The 15,677-nt window shown below is 50.8% G+C and carries 12 protein-coding genes; 5 read left to right on the forward strand and 7 right to left on the reverse strand.

The features are described 5' to 3' along the window. Window positions 1–39: 39 nt before the first annotated feature. Window positions 40–504: a dihydroneopterin triphosphate diphosphatase gene (gene nudB, locus DYD62_RS08980; protein WP_115227014.1), complete on the forward strand. Its 465-nt coding sequence runs from the start codon at window positions 40–42 to the stop codon at window positions 502–504. Between the two features lie 112 nt (window positions 505–616). On the opposite strand, the gene DYD62_RS08985 is transcribed toward nudB, so the two are convergent. The 5 genes from DYD62_RS08985 to DYD62_RS09005 form a co-directional block, all read right to left on the reverse strand. Continuing rightward, window positions 617–6,478: an AAA family ATPase gene (locus tag DYD62_RS08985; RefSeq protein WP_115227015.1), complete on the reverse strand. Its 5,862-nt coding sequence runs from the start codon at window positions 6,476–6,478 to the stop codon at window positions 617–619. Between the two features lie 250 nt (window positions 6,479–6,728). Next, window positions 6,729–7,661 carry a DHH family phosphoesterase gene (locus tag DYD62_RS08990; protein WP_115227016.1) on the reverse strand — a complete coding sequence of 311 codons (933 nt, stop codon included), beginning with the start codon at window positions 7,659–7,661 and terminating at the stop codon, window positions 6,729–6,731. Between the two features lie 21 nt (window positions 7,662–7,682). Continuing rightward, a complete protein-coding gene (locus tag DYD62_RS08995; RefSeq protein ID WP_099398090.1) occupies window positions 7,683–8,630 on the reverse strand; it encodes an SPFH domain-containing protein in 948 nt (315 codons plus the stop codon). Next, the gene (locus tag DYD62_RS09000) at window positions 8,630–9,055 is read right to left on the reverse strand and encodes an NfeD family protein (RefSeq protein WP_132038619.1); all 426 of its coding nucleotides are present in this window, start codon (window positions 9,053–9,055) and stop codon (window positions 8,630–8,632) included. The genes DYD62_RS08995 and DYD62_RS09000 overlap by 1 nt, the downstream gene beginning before the upstream one ends. 292 nt (window positions 9,056–9,347) lie before the next feature. Continuing rightward, a complete protein-coding gene (locus tag DYD62_RS09005; protein ID WP_099398092.1) occupies window positions 9,348–9,821 on the reverse strand; it encodes an Lrp/AsnC family transcriptional regulator in 474 nt (157 codons plus the stop codon). A 156-nt stretch (window positions 9,822–9,977) separates the two neighbouring features. Here DYD62_RS09005 and DYD62_RS09010 point away from each other — a divergent pair, with 156 nt between their 5' ends. The 4 genes from DYD62_RS09010 to DYD62_RS09025 all read left to right on the forward strand — a co-directional run bounded on the left by DYD62_RS09010 (window position 9,978) and on the right by DYD62_RS09025 (window position 12,839). Continuing rightward, window positions 9,978–10,763 (forward strand): phenylalanine 4-monooxygenase, encoded by a 786-nt coding sequence (locus tag DYD62_RS09010; RefSeq protein ID WP_115227018.1) that lies wholly within the window; start codon window positions 9,978–9,980, stop codon window positions 10,761–10,763. 84 nt (window positions 10,764–10,847) lie between these two features. Then, window positions 10,848–11,930, forward strand: a complete 1,083-nt coding sequence (gene hppD / locus DYD62_RS09015) for a 4-hydroxyphenylpyruvate dioxygenase (protein ID WP_115227019.1) — start codon at window positions 10,848–10,850, stop codon at window positions 11,928–11,930. A gap of 194 nt (window positions 11,931–12,124) precedes the next feature. After that, entirely contained in the window at window positions 12,125–12,520 is a 396-nt protein-coding gene (locus DYD62_RS09020) for a DUF4280 domain-containing protein (protein WP_099398095.1), read from the forward strand. 49 nt (window positions 12,521–12,569) lie between these two features. Beyond that, window positions 12,570–12,839 carry a hypothetical protein gene (locus tag DYD62_RS09025; RefSeq protein ID WP_115227020.1) on the forward strand — a complete coding sequence of 90 codons (270 nt, stop codon included), beginning with the start codon at window positions 12,570–12,572 and terminating at the stop codon, window positions 12,837–12,839. A gap of 26 nt (window positions 12,840–12,865) precedes the next feature. Here the strand turns inward: DYD62_RS09025 and DYD62_RS09030 are convergent, their stop codons facing one another. Both DYD62_RS09030 and DYD62_RS09035 read right to left on the reverse strand, forming a co-directional pair. Further along, entirely contained in the window at window positions 12,866–13,384 is a 519-nt protein-coding gene (locus DYD62_RS09030) for a toxin-antitoxin system YwqK family antitoxin (RefSeq protein ID WP_115227021.1), read from the reverse strand. A gap of 240 nt (window positions 13,385–13,624) precedes the next feature. Continuing rightward, the gene (locus DYD62_RS09035) at window positions 13,625–15,631 is read right to left on the reverse strand and encodes a type VI secretion system Vgr family protein (RefSeq protein ID WP_115227022.1); all 2,007 of its coding nucleotides are present in this window, start codon (window positions 15,629–15,631) and stop codon (window positions 13,625–13,627) included. Between the last annotated feature and the right edge of the window lie 46 nt (window positions 15,632–15,677).

Genomic DNA, 15,677 nt, shown 5'->3' on the forward strand with positions numbered 1-15,677 from the left:
TGGTTTAAGCTTTGTGCTTCGACGGCCCATTTATTTTTTATGACAACTCCAACTTCAGTAAGGCCTTATAAGCAGGCAGTGTCTGCGCTGATTGTGATTCACACGCCTGATTTGCAGGTGCTGCTTATGGAGCGGACTGATTTTAATGAGGCATGGCAGTCGGTTACAGGCAGCCGCGAGGGCGATGAATCGCTTGAGCAAACGGCGCGCCGTGAAGTCTTTGAAGAAACCGGCATCGATACTGCTTTATACAAATTACGCAATTGGCAACAAAGTCACGATTTCGAGATTTTTGAAATCTGGCGTCACCGCTATGCACCGGGTACTACGCACAATACCGAGCATGTGTTTAGCCTAGAAGTCCCTGCGGTGATGGCGGTAACGCTGGCCGAAGGCGAACATCGGCGCTTTAAATGGGTAAATTGGTCGCAAGCCGCCGAAATGGTGTTTTCGCCATCTAATGCCGATGCGATTCGCAGCCTGTCGGAGCGCTGTGCGCATTAAGTTTGTCTCTTCACCTTAAATCCGCAGGCACAGAACACACATAGCAAAACCTAAAGCACTTAAGGGGTTCTCTGAGTGCTTTGTGTTCTTTTTTTCCCTTGTTTTTAATAAATCAAGGTTTGCTGCTCAGCCATTTCTTGAGCAGGATGTTCAGCTGCAGTGGAATGATGGGCTTGGCAAGATGATCGTTCATGCCGACTTCGGCGCAGGTTTTTTTATGTGATTCCAGCGCGTCTGCGGTGAGTGCAATAACAGGGGTTAAATCGCCTCTGGCGCGCATTTGCCGCGTGGCTTCCAGCCCGTCCATGATGGGCATTTGTAAATCCATAAACACCAAATCATAGTGATGGCTGCTAAGTTTACTCAGCGCTTCTGCCCCATTATTGGCTTCGTCGCAGCTGATTTTTAACAGCGATAACAGCTCCCTAGCCACCAGCCGGTTAATGGCCACATCGTCTACCACCAAAATATGTTTGCCTTCAAAACTTAAGGCTTTTTCCGGTGTTTCCGGGGCTTGTGTTTCGGGGGTTTCAGCGGCAATAGCCAGATCTAGGCTGAAGCTGAACTGGCTGCCAACACCAGGCTGACTGCTTACTGTGATGTCGCCGCCCATTAAGTTGGCTAATTTTTTGCTGATTGATAACCCCAGCCCCGTGCCGCCAAATTGTCGGGTTGTTGAGTTGTCGGCTTGAATAAAAGGCTGAAAAAGGCGGCTGATTTGCTCTGCAGTCATCCCTATTCCTTGGTCGCTGATGGTAAACAGCAGCCGTGTTTCGCTCGGGCTGCTCAGCTCCAGTTGTACGCGTCCTTGCTGGGTGAATTTAATGGCATTGCCCAGCAAATTAATCAGGATTTGGGTTAAGCGTAAGGCGTCACCCTTGCGCCACTCGGCAAATTGCCCTGGCAAAATCAGCTGTAAAGTGAGGCCTTTTTCTTCTGCCCGAAAGCGCAGCAGCGAAATGACCTGAGTCACAATATTGCGGCAGGAAAAAGTTTCGTTTTCTAAATTAAGGCGCTCTGCCTCGATTTTTGAAAAATCAAGAATATCGTCAATGAGTGCTATCAGGGTATTGGTCGATTGCGTCAGTTTACTCAGGTAATCGCCTTGTTTTTCATCCAGATCTGTATGCTTCATTAGATGGGCAATGCCATGAATCGCATTGAGTGGTGTGCGGATTTCATGGCTCATATTGGCCAGAAAGGCGCTTTTTGCTTTAGTGGCTGCTTCGGCCGCTTCTTTGGCGTGATTCAGCTCGGTGATATCCATCATGGTGGCTTCAATATGGCTGGGCTCGCCTTCGGTGTTGTACAAGAGGCGGCTCGTGGTCAGCACATCCAGAACATGGCCGTTGCTATTGCGAATCTTAATGGCGTAGCGGCTGACTCTTTCGTGCTTCAGTATCATTTCTTGTAATTGTTTTTGTTCCTGGGGGCTTTCAAAAAAGCAAAGTGCACTTTGGCCAAGCAGGGCTTCTGCGCTGCCAACGCCCAGGATATCCAGCATGGCTGAGTTAATGGCAAGAATTTTGCCGCTGGCCAGCTCGGTTTTCATATACCCCGTCAGCATGCTTTCAACAATGGCACGAAAGCGTGATTCGCTCTCTCTGAGCGCTTTTTCGATACGGTTTCTTTCTGCTAATTCATTTTCTAAGTGCTGGTTAACGGCGCTGAGTTCCTGGGTACGAATTTCAACACGGCTTTCTAGCTCATCGTACAAGCGTGCGTTTTCCATCGAAATGGCGGCTTGCGTTGACAGGGCATGAATGACTTCCTGCCTCGCGATGGTGAAAGTCCCTGCCGCCAGTGGGTTTTCAAGGTAGTAAACGCCAAGTAGCACGCCCTGCTTGATAATCGGCCCGCACAAAACAGACTTAACGCGGGTGTTATGCACGTAGGAATCACGCTGAAAGCGCTCGTCAAGGCCCGCATCATCCAGTGCGACGGTTTCTAAGGTGCGCCAGACGTACTGCAGAATCGAGGCCGCAACCGGTAGGCTGTGGCTGTTTCTGGGGCGGACGGTGATGGTGTTGTTTTCGATAATTCCAACCGTCTTAAGCCGGGGCTGGCCATCTTCTGCCAGAATCAGCGCGCCCATGGTGGCACCGGCGCTTTCGATCATTAGCTCGGTTAAGCGCACCAGTAGCGGGTCCAGCGCCAGCTCGCTGGCAATGGCCTGCGATGCTTTTAAAACACCGGCTGAGGAGAGCGCCCGGCCATGAAATACGTCTTCTTCGGGGGGGATGAATTGCCAGACTGCGCTGTATTCATGACTTAAAGATTTGGCCAGCCCCAGTGCGCCCCAGTGTTGAAGGCTGGAAATTGCATTTTTAAGGTGGTGGGTGGCATAAATGGGGTAGCCGTGCTCAACCCATAATTTACAGGCGTGTATTTCCGCCAGCGCCAAATCCTGCGTAAACCCTTGGCTGCGTGCGGCAGTCACCGATTGATGGCAATAGGCAAGTGCGACTTCATGCTGGCCATTAAGCTGGGCAATCTGAGCATTGAGCAAAAGCAGTTTGTGCGAGAAATTAGCAGGGCAATCATGGCTCCATGCCGCCAGCTGTTCGCGGTAGGATTCTATTTCTTCTCGCTCTTTTTCAGACGGCGAGCGATTGGCAAGCCCCATCGCTAGGCACCAAAGCACATCAAAATTGGCAATAAAGCCCATGATGTAACGGCTGAGCATCAGCCCCTGGCGGGCATGCTGAATGACTTCTTCATAACGCCCGGCAAACAGCATGCGCTGGGCGCGGTAGATATGATAAAAGCACAGCGAAGAGCGGCTGTCTCTTTGCTCGCATTCTTGTACAAAAATAGCCTCGTTGGGCGTGTTGCCATCCCATGTATCGGCAGTGAAAGCCAGCACAGAAAAATGTAAGGCATTCAGGGTGTCGATCGCCCACTGGTTTTTGCTGGCGATTGAAGATTGCAATGTCTGCCCGATACGCTCGCTTAATTTAGACAAAGGCAGGCCACTGATATAGCGGTGCAACACATCGGCGCAGTACAGATAACCGGTGAACTGCTGATCCCCTGTCATGAGGCCTGCATTAATGCTGTCCTGAATCAGTGGTAGCGAATCATGTAGTGGTTTCACCCAGGGGAGGCAGCCTACCGCATAGGGCCAGCCTGTTTTGCATTTAAGGGCTTGTGCATCCAGCGGGTTGATCAGCTGATAGCCCAGACTGGCAAACTCAAAGCCGCGCTGATGCTGGCCGAATAAGCTGCCCAGTAATACACCAAACGTGCCATAACCCTTGCAAATCTCGATCGAGTTGCCATATTCCAGCGCGGTAAGCACCATGCGGGAAATAATAAAGGGGTAGTAGCGTGGATGGCCAAAAGAGGTGGAAGTGTCCAGGTTAAGCAGCGTTTTTTGGATAAGCTGTTGGGTCGGGTCACTGAGTACCGGTAATTGCAGCAGATCGGCAGGGCTGCGGTCTTTCATTTTTTCTTCGATTTGGGCGAGGATTTCCTGGAAGGCTGCTTCGGGGTTATTGGGCCAAACTAAGCCCAGTAATTCCAGCGCCTCTTTGCCCGCTTCAATGGCACCTTGGTAATCGGCACTGAGTGTTTTGCCGATGATTAATAGGTTCTGAAACTCTGCTTTTTCTCTTGCAGTGTGGAGTTGCGGCACGGTGGACAAAATAATGGCTTCCGAGCCTGCTAAATCTCCAGAAAGAAAAGTTGCTTGCGCCTGTGTGTAGTTCATACGCAGCCGCAGCGGGTAGTCGCAGTCTGCGTGTTCGTCTTCATTCAGAAGACGTTGTGCATTATTGGCAAACTGCTTGGCGCTGGCGTAGGCGGCTGAGGTAATGGCTTTGGTGGCCGTTTGCAAAAATAAATCCGCTAAATAACGGTTTTGTTCAGGATCGCCTGCCTGTAAAAAAAGCTCTAATCCTGCGCTAAATTGCTGGGCAATAATAAATAGCTGTTCCTGGAACTGTGTGCCAACACGGTTGCTGGCCAGATGGCGGGCAATACGTAAATGGGTTTCCTGCTGCTCTGTATCGCTGAGTAATGAATAGGCGGCCTGCTGCACCCTGTCGTGCATAAAACGGATTTGCCTTGGCTTGCCCGCATCGGTCGGGATTTCTGTCATCAGCTCGGCTTGGCGTAAGACATGCAGGCTTTCATTGGCTTTGCTCTGAGTCAGCCCGGTAATGGCGGCCAGATCACTGAGGCTGCATAAATTACCAAAGCAGGCGGCTGCGCTGGCCAGTGCCTGCACATGGGGAGGTAGCCGGTGTAGCTGTTCAATGACAAGATCGACTACGTTTTCGGCGACATTGTGCGTGGCAAGGCGGCTGATATCCCATGCCCACATCCGTGTTTCTCTGTCCCAGGAGATAAACGCTTCGTCAACTAGGGTGCGGAGTAGCTTGCCCATAAAAAAAGGATTGCCGCCGGTTTTTTTATGGATCAGGTTGGCTAGGGAGAAAGTAGGCTCGGCGGTGTGCAGGATATCAATTAAAAAATCGTTCACCTGTGCGGGCGTGAGCGGTGCCAGCTCAAACAAGGTGCTGCGTACATTTTGTGTTTGCCACTCGGCCTGCGCCAGCAGCAGAGGGTGGCCGGAAACCACATCGGTATTGCGATAAGCGCCGATCAGCAGAAGGTGTTTATTGTGGATGTTGGTAAGCAGCTGGCCCATTAAATCTAGGCTGGCTGGGTCTGCCCATTGTAAATCGTCTAAAAACAATACCAGGGGCGATTGGCGGTGGCATATCCCCTGAATAAAATCGATTAGCGTTTTGTTGTAGCGGTGGCGCAGCTCTGCTGGGCCTAGCTCGGCAACAGGCGGCTGAGGGCCGATCAGCCACTGCAGGGCGGGAATGGCGTCAATTAAAATTTGCGCATTGCTGCCTACAGCGGCAAGGACGCGTTTTTTCCAGTGATCGGTATTGGGCTCGGCCAGCCACTGACGGATCAGTTTATCAAACGCGCTCGATAGTGCGGCATAGGGAATGCTGCGCTGATACTGATCGAATTTTCCTTCAATAAAAAAGCCACCCGCCATAATGATGTCGGGTCTGAGCGATTGCACCAGCGAGCTTTTGCCAATGCCAGAGTAGCCGGAAATAAGTACCACTTCGGCGGCCTGGCTCTGGCTGCGGGCAAAGGCATCAAGCAGACCCAGCCTTTGGTAATCCCGGCCATAAAGCGTGTTAGATGAATGAAGTACGCCAGGCTCATCGTCTTCGCCCAGTGGGAACGTAGCGGTCAGTCCGTTAGACAGCCGGTCAGTACAGCGCTGTAAATCATGTGCAAGTCCCGCAGCGGTGTGGTAGCGCTTTTCGGGGATTTTTTCCAGCAGCTTCATGATGATGGCGGAAAGCGCTTGCGGCGTATCAGAGATCTCGCTCGGCGCTGTGGGGATTTTGGCCAGATGCGCGTGGATTAAAGACAGCGTGTCATTGCTGTTAAACGGTAGTTGCCCCGTAAACATCCGGTAGCAGATCACCCCCAGCGTGTATAAATCGCTGCGCGGATTCACGTCAGAGCGCAGGCGGCCGGTTTGCTCAGGGGAAAAATACGCTGCACGGTGTTTTTGCGGGTCTGTTTCACCGCCATCGGCCATGCCCACAAAGCGAATGCTGTGATCCGGGGCGATGATAATGTGATCCGGCCATAGCCTGCCATGCGGTTTGCCGCTGGCGTGCAAAACGGCCAGCGCCTGTGCAATGGCCGTGGTGCGCTGAAGTTTTCTGGCTAAGGTGATGGCCAGCTGGAGGGTGGTGCTGGCGCTGTGCCCTGATTCACTGATCAGGTCTTCTAAAGTGCGGCCCGGGCAATCGCTTAAAACCAGTACCATTGATGCACCATGCTTGAATAAATCAAGCACCTGCGGCGTATGTTTGGTCTGGAGCTGATCGAGTATTTCCCGTTCACTGTTTAAGGTGATGCTGGCCCTAGGGAGTGATGCAATACGCAGGATGCAGGCCGTGCCGTCAGCGCGGACGGCGCGAACCATGCTTCCTGTTACATCTTGATACAGTGTGTTTTTCAGACTGTAGCCGGGAATGTCCACACTTACTCCAAGGGTCTGGCTGGAAGCGTTTGTTCTGTTTAAGGTGAAAAACCACCTTCGCTTAGTCAGCAATCAAAAGGCCTGCAAAAGAAGGGGCAGGCAGTGCTTTAACTCCTTAGGCGTGGCTGAGTCGTTAATGATCTTCAGTATTCAAGCGCCATGGCTATGCAAGGAGGCATGGATTCACTCAGAATCAGCCATCAGCTGTAATTTTGAGTACTAATTCACGCAATACTTTGTTGGCATCTTCATTGGCTACCTGGCAGGTACCCGCGTTTTCATGCCCGCCGCCGCCGTATTCCAGCATCAGTTCGCCAATATTGGTTTGTGAGCTGCGGTTAATAATGGATTTGCCTGTGGCATAAACTGTATTTTGCTGATGCAAGCCCCACAGCATATGAATTGAAATATTGCATTGTGGGTAAAGCGCATAAATCATAAACCGATTGGTGGCGTAAATTGTTTCTTCATTGCGTAAATCAAGCACCACTAAATTATCATAAATACGGCTGCAATTAATGAGTTGTTCTTTGGCTTGCGGTGCGTGCTCAAAATAGACTTCGATGCGTTCTTGTACATCAGGTAGGGCCAGAATGTCTTCGATGCCGTGGCTGCCGCAGTATTTGATTAAATCCATCATCAACTGATAATTGGATATTCTGAAATTCTTAAAGCGCCCCAGCCCGGTGCGCGCATCCATCAGGTAATTAAGTAGCACCCAATCTCTGGGGCTCAGGATTTCTTCGCGGGTAAATTCGGCTGAATCTGCTTTATCTACCGCAATCATCATATCGTCGCTGATTTTAGGAAAGGCGGCTTTACCACCGTAATAGTCATATACCACCCGTGCGGCTGAGGGCGCCTTGGGGTCAATAATATGATTACTTTTTTCACCGACGGTACGAATGGTTTCGGAAAGGTGGTGATCAAATGATAAATACGCACCCGCCACATAGGGCAGATTGGTGGTGATGTCATTGGCGTTAATGGCGATCTTGCCGTCCTGCATATCTTTAGGATGGACAAATAAAATATCGTCGATCATATCCAGCTCAGTTAATAGCACCGCGCAGACTAAACCATCGAAATCACTGCGGGTAACGAGGCGGTATTTGGGTTCTGACATGGCGCTATTTCCTTACGTGGATTAAGACTGTGGGGGTTTAATCACAGACATTGCAGTGGCCACCATACCCGCCACATCGCTGGCGTTGGCGGGCAGCAACATGGTATTGCCTTCTTTTGCAATATTGGCAAAGGCTGCGACATATTGCTCGGCTACTTTTAAATTCACCGCTTCCAGTCCGCCCGGTTGCTTAATGGTTTGAGCCACCATATGAATCGCTTCCGCCGTGGCGCGCGCAACAAGGCGTAAGGCCTCGGCCTCGCCTTCAGCTTTATTGATTGCGGCTTGTTTTTCGCCTTCGGACGCATTAATGGCGGCTTGTCGCTCACCTTCAGAACGCTGGATGGATGCTTCGCGCTGGCCGGTGGCTAAGTTAATTTGCTCTTGCTTGACCCCTTCGGATTGCGCGATTCGGCCGCGTTTTTCACGCTCGGCGGTAATTTGCTGCTGCATGGAGTGCAAGATTTCTTTGGGTGGCGTTAAGTCTTTGATCTCGTAGCGTAAAACTTTAACGCCCCAGCTGCGTGCGGCCTCATCCAGTGCATTGACTACGGCCGCATTGATGTCGTCACGCTCTTCAAATGTTTTATCCAGCTCCAGCTTGCCGATCACCGAGCGCAGCGTGGTTTGTGCCAGCTGCATAATGGCCATGACGTAATCTGATGTGCCGTAGGATGCCAGCTTGGGGTCGGTAACCTGATAATACAAAAGGCCATCCACTTGCAGTTGGGTATTGTCCCGTGTAATGCAAATTTGGGAGGGGACATCTAGCGGGATTTCTTTAAGGGAAAGGTTGTAAGCCACTCTGTCAATAAAGGGCACGATAAAGCTTAAACCCGGTTGTAATACGGAATGAAATTTACCAAGGCGTTCAATAATAAGGGCGTGCTGCTGAGGCACTACCTTAAATGTTTTTGCGATGAAAATGACGGCAATAATTAAAAAGAAAAAGGGAAATCCGAATTCCATCAGGAGTGCCTTAGTGGTGAGTGGTTAATAATAAGAGAGCTGCCCTGTGTGGCAATAATTGTGTAGTTGTTTAAGCCTGTGTCTGCATCTGCGGCCAGCTCCGCATCCCATAATGTGCCGCGGTAACGCACCCGCGCGCGTCGTTCGCCCTGCCATTCCACAATCTCGACCCGCTGGCCAATATCATTGCTTATTTCCTCTGGGCTGGCGTTGTGTGTGCTGTGCCATTGCCTGAGTGCGGCCACGGCCATAAGCCCAATCAGGGCGGCACTGCTGGCCTGTACCGCAAAACCAAAACCCAGCCATGCGGCTAAGGCCGCGCTAATCAGCCCTGTAGCTACTGCCAGTAAGTAAAAGGTGCCTGTCAGCATTTCTAATCCGGCAAGAATCGCTGCCATGATGAGCCAGAGAGTTGTTGAACTCATTACGCTGTGTCTTTTGATATGAATATCTGCTTTGGTATAGCTGAAATACCCAGGCTCTGGCAAGCGGTAAGGAAGACTTCCATCAGCTTATTGATGGAAAACAGACAGTATGTAAGTTTTAGAGTTGGGATGTTTTTATTTCTTTTGTAAGACCTGTGTAGGCAGGTGTGATTTCCAAGAGGTTTTTTTAAGAGTGATCCTGCCCGCGAAAGTTCGGCAGCAATCGTAATTAAAGTTGTTTGGGTAAAGAGGGGAATGAGGGGTGAGGCAGCATGGGCCTCACCCCTGGCCTTTATGGGTTGAGATGACTTAAAGGCAGGTGTGTGGTGTTTTTAAATTCTTTCAATACAAAGCTTGATTTGATATCGGCAATGCCCGGGTGCTGGAGCAGTTGCCCCATGACAAATTTAGAAAAGTGGGTCATGTCTTCAAAATACACTTGCAGCAGATAATCCATTTCCCCAGTCATGGCATAGCAGTTCACCACTTCCGGCCATTCCTGGATGGCGGTTACGAATTCCTGCAGATGACTATGCCCGCGTTTCTCTAAAGAAACACGGATAAATGCCTGCAATCCCAGCCCGATTAAAAGCGGATCCAAAAGTGCAACATATTTGCGAATAACCCCACTATCTTCGAGTTGTTTGAGCCTGCGCAAGCAAGGTGAAGGAGACAAAGCGATGATTTCTGCCAGCTCTACATTGCTTAAACGGCCATGCAACTGAAGCTCATTCAGAATTTTAATATCAGTCCTATCTAGTTCCATGGTGTTTTCTCCCCTTGTTTTATGTTTAATTAGTGATAAATTGCATAAATATTTATTTTATTGGCATTTTAGAAGCAAAATTGCTCGACACTTTTTGTAAAATGAAAGGCTAGTGTAGAACAGTTGCTGTGAAAAATACCATTTAGGAGAAGTCTTGTGTATACCGATGAAGCAGCAACCCTCAGATCTGATATGCAAATGTCTGTGCCAGACGCTGTACTTGATATTCGTTCTTATCCAGTGCCGCAATACACCGATGTTGAGCATCAGACTTGGGCCACGCTGATCGCCAACCAAAAAGCGGTATTGCCCGGCCGTCTTTGCCACGCTTTTTTGGATGGTATCGAACAAGTTGGCTTTCCCTGTGACCGTATTCCAAGTCTGGTGGAAATCAGCGACAAGATTGAAGCCCTCTCTGGCTGGAAGCTGACGCGTGTATCCGGGATTGTGCCGGATGAAGATTTCTTTAAATTATTAGCTCAGCGCATTTTTCCTTCTACCGATTTTATTCGTAAGCCGGATGAAATTGGCTATACCCCTGCACCAGATATGTTCCATGATTTGTTGGGACACGCCCCGCTGCTGACTCATCCCCGTTTTGCTGCATTTTTTGAAGCCTTTGGCCGTGCAGGCGTGCGTGCTTTTGAACTGGATCACCCCGCTAAAATGTGGTTGCCGCGTCTTTACTGGTACACCGTAGAGTTTGGCCTGATCGAAGAAGCAGACGGGCTGCGTATTTTTGGTGCCGGTATTGCGTCTTCTCCCAAAGAAGTGATGTTTAGTTTGTCTGATCAAACCCGTAAACATGAATTTGATATCGAAAAAGTGGCAGAAACGGCATATGACATCTGGCATATGCAGGAAGATTTGTTTGTGATTAAAAGCTTTGATGCATTGGAAGACGATTTTTCAAAATGGACTGCTAAGCACGGTCTAAATTAACCCGATATGGCAATGCCGTGGTGATATTTTTATAAATTGAATCACGGCATTTTTGTGTCTGGGTTTCACCTACTGGAGAGATAGATGAAAATGGAAAAACCAAGCATTAACCCACTTGAAACCAATGGTTTTGAGTTTGTGGAATACACAGGCAATACTCAGGAAGCATTAGATAATCTGAAGGCTTTGTTTATTTCACTGGGTTTTGTGGAAATCGCACGACACAGAAGCAAAAATGCCAGTCTTTTCCGTCAGGGGGAAATTAATTTTATTGTTAATGGCGAGCCTACACAGCCAGCCAGCCAGTTTGCCGCCATTCACGGCCCATCCGCTTGTGCCATGGCCTGGCGCGTGGCCGATGCTGATCGCGCATATAAATATGCCATTGAGCACGGCGCTAAACCCTATAACCGCCCGATTGGTTTTATGGAGCTCAATATTCCTGCGGTGGAAGGGATTGGTGGCTCGGCTCTCTATTTTGTTGATCGCTATGGTAAAGACCAGAATATCTATGATGTTGATTTCGTGCCGCTTGAAGGCGTGGATCAGCACCCGGCAGGTGTAGGTTTATACGAAGTGGATCACCTTACCCATAATGTGATGCGCGGCAATATGGATGTTTGGTCGGGTTTTTATGAAAACATCGCTAATTTCCGTGAAATTCGTTATTTCGATATCGAAGGCAAACTGACCGGCCTTGTTTCCCGCGCCATGACCAGCCCTTGCGGCAAGATTCGTATTCCAATTAATGAATCATCCGATGATAAAAGCCAGATTGAAGAATTCCTGCGCCAATACCAAGGCGAAGGCATTCAGCATATTGCGCTTGCCACCCATGATATTTTTGCCACAGTAGAATCATTAAAAGCCAGCGGTACACGTTTTCTTGATACCCCGGATAGCTATTACGACCGCACCGATGCGCGCCTACCAGGCCATGGTGAAGATTTAGAGCGCTTACGTAAAAACCGTATTCTGATTGACGGCGCACCTACTGAAGGCGGTGGCACTCTGCTGCAAATCTTTACTGAAACTGTGATCGGGCCGATTTTCTTTGAAATTATTCAGCGTAAAGGCAATGAAGGTTTTGGCGAAGGCAACTTTAAAGCCCTGTTTGAATCGATCGAAGACGATCAGGTTCGCCGTGGTGTATTAAGCGCAGATTAAGTTTTTTGCCTGTATTAAAAACCGCTATCAGCTGACGCTTTTGGCGGTTTTTTTATTTTTAAAGCTGACTTTGTGCTTTCGTTTGTCGATAATAAGCCAGTGTAGGGCGGGTAACGCACGCGAGCAATGCTGAAAAATACGAGGGTTTCACCCTTGCTGGGGGCATTGCAGATATTGGCTTATAAGGAGAAACCATGGGAAGCCCACAGGTTTGCAGCGGTGCCTCTTTGCAATGCAGCTTTGGCGCTGCACCTGGCACTTTAAATGTCTTGCCGCTGAACCGCTGCATGGCGGGGGGCATGCCTGCTGCCAATATTATGGATTACATTCCCATTGTGAATGTTGCGCCATTTGGTACGTGCATGAGCCCGGCCAATCCTATGGTGGCAGCAGCAACAGCAGCCGCACTGGGGGTGCTCACCCCTATGCCGTGTATTCCAATGACTGCTGCACCGTGGATACCGGGCGGTGCACCTACAGTGCTGATTGGCAGCATGCCTGCACTTAACTCCGGCGGCATGCTGATGTGTAACTGGGGCGGGGTGATTAAGATTGTGATGCCGGGGCAGATGCAGGATTTAATCGCCTAGTATGCACGGCCATGCCACAATAGCGGGCTTATGAAACTGCAGTTTATCTATGTCTACAAGCAACCCATTTAGCACCTTTAATCTCAATCCTGAAGAGCAGCGTGTGTGTGCACTGCTGCAAAAGCAGCGCCAGTGCACCAGTGTTGAGCTGATCAGTAAGGCCAAAGTTACTAATCCCAGCGCGGTGATTGAGGGCATTAATCAACAGCTGATTGCCGCAAAAAGCCAGTGGCTGATTCAATGTAGCGCAACGCGCAGCACAGGCCGTCAATCAGCCGCGCCTGTGGGTTATTACCGGCTGCTTAAAAAGCTGTTTTAGCCGGGTCTTTACTTAAAAAACGAGCCTTATGTTTTTAGCCAAGCCTTCATTTTGGAAACCGGCTTGCCATCCGGCCCCAGCAATTTGCCATCTGGCGCAAACTGCTGGGCTTCGCCTTCGCTCAGGCCATTTTTAAACTGCTGGCGCTCTGCAATTTCCCCATTGGGGTGATAACGCAATTGCTCGCCATGTTGCAGCCCCGCCTGATAGAGCTCCAGCTGGGCCACTTTGCCATTGTTAAAAAAATTTTTAGCCGCGCCATGCAGCTGCCCCTGCTGGTAGATGCATTCACGCTGCAAAGCGCCTTGTGGCGAGAAGAATTTGGCCGGGCCATGCAGCTGGCCTGCATGGTAATTAAGCTGTGCGGAGGGTTTGCCATTGGGATGCATCATCAGCATCGGCCCATGCAGATCGCCATTTTTATATTGCATGGAGGCGAGGGGCTTTTTGGCATCCAGCACTTTAAACGGCCCGTCTAGCACGCCATCTGTCATTGTGCCGCTCAGCTTGCTGCTGCCGCTTGTTAGTTCAAAAGCTTGGGGCATGGTGGTCTCGGTGTTTTGTTTTGCATCTTGTTCGCCAGAGCGGGGGCAACCCGCAGCTTGTATTTGCTAAGTACAAATTTCTGCACCACTTTTGCGCAGTAGCTTCCCCCTTTAATAAAGGGGGAGTGAGGGGGATTTGCTTTCGGATTATTTGCGTTTGTCGGAGCCCAATCCCCCTTGTTTCAAAGGGGGGGATCAGTTCATCACACAACTATTTGGGTTTCAATGCACCCAAAAACATCAATTAATCTTCACCAGCCCGCCTTTAATGGTCAGCATGCCGCCCCCATCCACGGTTTGCTCTGCGCCGCCTTTATTCATCAGGCTAACACCGCCGTCGTTGGTAAGGGTGGTGCCCGCTTTATTATCCAGCGATGTACCTGCTTGGTTGGTTAGCGCTGTACCGGCTTTATTGGTGAGTGATGTCCCCGCCTGATTGGTGAGCGCGGCGTCGCTCTTGGCGGTGTAAGCGCCGCTGCTTTCTATGCTGATGGTGCCGCTGACTTTGATGCTGAGATTGCCATCCACAGTGATGGAATAATTACCTGTGACTTTTTGCGTCAGATCACCGCCTACTTCCCGCGCCTCGTCGCCGCCTGCTTTTACGCTGCGCTTGCCTTTGATATCGGTAGTCTCATCCCCCTTGCTCACGGTGAGTGTGCGGTTGCCTTTGGCTATGGTGGTGCTGTCGTTGCCTTCTTCTACGGTGCGGGTGCGGTCGTTTTTTACCGTGCGGATTTCATCGTGGCCTATGGTGTGGGTGGCGTCGTTGAGAATATTGGTTTTCAGGTCTTTTTGCGCTTGCAGAAACACTTCTTCGGCGTCTTTTTTATCTTCAAAACGCAGCTCGTTAAAGCCGCCACCGCCTTTGGAAGAATTAGTTTTGATGCCAGATTGCGTCTGATTGGCGGGCAGGGCGTAGGGCAGGCTGTTGTCGCCGTTGTACACGCAGCCGGTGACGAGTGGCTTGTCTGGATCGCCATCAATAAAGGTCACTACCACTTCCTGGCCGATGCGCGGAATAAACTGCGCGCCAAAGGCTTTGCCGCTCCACGCCTGCATCACCCGCACCCAGCAGGAGCTGGTTTCGTCTTTTTTGCCATCCTGATCCCATGGGAACTGGATCTTGATGCGGCCATATTCGTCAGTCCAGATTTCTTCCCCTGATTTGCCTACCACCAGCGCGGTTTGCGTATGCATGCGCGGCTTGGGGGTGAGCCTTGGTGGATGGTAGGGCGTTGCCTTGGGGATGGCGCTGAAGCGGTTGCGGTAATGGGTATGGCTGGTGTCGTGCGTAACGGCGGTGACCACCCATTCAATATTGGCGGCGGCATTATCGTGGCCGCTCAGCGTAAAAGTGTGGCCGGGGATCAGCCAGCGGCAGTCGCTTTCGCCAATAAAGCGCGTCTCCTGGCTGCGTAAACCGGCCACGCGGATTTTGCCCAGCGCATCTCCTTTGGCCTTGGCGGTATAGCCGCCCGGATGCTCATACACCGAGCGTGCGCCATCCACCGCCTTGGTCTGCGAATAAAGCGAAGTGCTGGCGGTGGTGAATTCGTAATCGCTGGTGTTGTAAGCGGTGGAAACCGCCTGCTGGCACAGCTCGCCACTGCGGATGCCGTGCAGCTCCCGTCCGCCCATATCCTGCCCCAGCCAAGCGATGCTGCTGGCATTGGGGCAGGCAGGGAAGGCATCGTTGCTATCGGCCAGCACCAGCGTGTGCTTGCCGTCGGCATGGGTAAAAAACCAGAAAATCCCCTCGTCTTCCAGTAGGCGGGAAACAAAGGCAAAATCGCTCTCGCCATACTGCACGCAGTACTCACGCGGATCATAAGTGGCATCGAGTTTGAGCGAATAATCGCTAAAGCCATGCACAGCAAACACCGCCTTCACAATATCCGGCACGCTTTTGGCCTGAAACACGCGGTTATTACTCGCCAGCGTCAGCCACCACAGCCAGGGGCGCAGCGTCAGGCTGTATTTATCTACCGTGGCGTCCCCCGGCAACTGCCGAATCTCCGCACACAACATATCCAGCGGCCGCGTTTTAGTATCGTGCCTAAGGGTGACAGTCAGATGCGTGGCAATTGCCGCATCCATGGTGAGCGCGGTGCCGCTATAGCCCGCCAGCGTCATCGTCCCTAACTGATTCAAACCCTCATCCCCCGACACACCATCGGGGTAAAGATCCGCCAGGGCAGAGGCGGATAGGGAGATTGAGGTGGCTGTGTCGGTGGGGCGGGTCATGGGCTGGTTCTGCAAGAATGATTAGAGATTGAATAATGGAATATGA

The sequence above is a fragment of the Iodobacter fluviatilis genome (genome assembly GCF_900451195.1).
GTDB lineage: Bacteria > Pseudomonadota > Gammaproteobacteria > Burkholderiales > Chitinibacteraceae > Iodobacter > Iodobacter fluviatilis.

Excerpts from the sequence above, each read along its gene's own strand:
- nudB (WP_115227014.1), top strand. The coding sequence starts at position 40 with ATGACAACTCCAACTTCAGTAAGGCCTTATAAGCAGGCAGTGTCTGCG.
- DYD62_RS08985 (WP_115227015.1), bottom strand. The coding sequence starts at position 6,478 with ATGGTTCGCGCCGTCCGCGCTGACGGCACGGCCTGCATCCTGCGTATT.
- DYD62_RS08990 (WP_115227016.1), bottom strand. The coding sequence starts at position 7,661 with ATGTCAGAACCCAAATACCGCCTCGTTACCCGCAGTGATTTCGATGGT.
- DYD62_RS08995 (WP_099398090.1), bottom strand. The coding sequence starts at position 8,630 with ATGGAATTCGGATTTCCCTTTTTCTTTTTAATTATTGCCGTCATTTTC.
- DYD62_RS09000 (WP_132038619.1), bottom strand. The coding sequence starts at position 9,055 with ATGAGTTCAACAACTCTCTGGCTCATCATGGCAGCGATTCTTGCCGGA.
- DYD62_RS09005 (WP_099398092.1), bottom strand. The coding sequence starts at position 9,821 with ATGGAACTAGATAGGACTGATATTAAAATTCTGAATGAGCTTCAGTTG.
- hppD (WP_115227019.1), top strand. The coding sequence starts at position 10,848 with ATGAAAATGGAAAAACCAAGCATTAACCCACTTGAAACCAATGGTTTT.
- DYD62_RS09020 (WP_099398095.1), top strand. The coding sequence starts at position 12,125 with ATGGGAAGCCCACAGGTTTGCAGCGGTGCCTCTTTGCAATGCAGCTTT.
- DYD62_RS09025 (WP_115227020.1), top strand. The coding sequence starts at position 12,570 with ATGTCTACAAGCAACCCATTTAGCACCTTTAATCTCAATCCTGAAGAG.
- DYD62_RS09030 (WP_115227021.1), bottom strand. The coding sequence starts at position 13,384 with ATGCCCCAAGCTTTTGAACTAACAAGCGGCAGCAGCAAGCTGAGCGGC.
- DYD62_RS09035 (WP_115227022.1), bottom strand. The coding sequence starts at position 15,631 with ATGACCCGCCCCACCGACACAGCCACCTCAATCTCCCTATCCGCCTCT.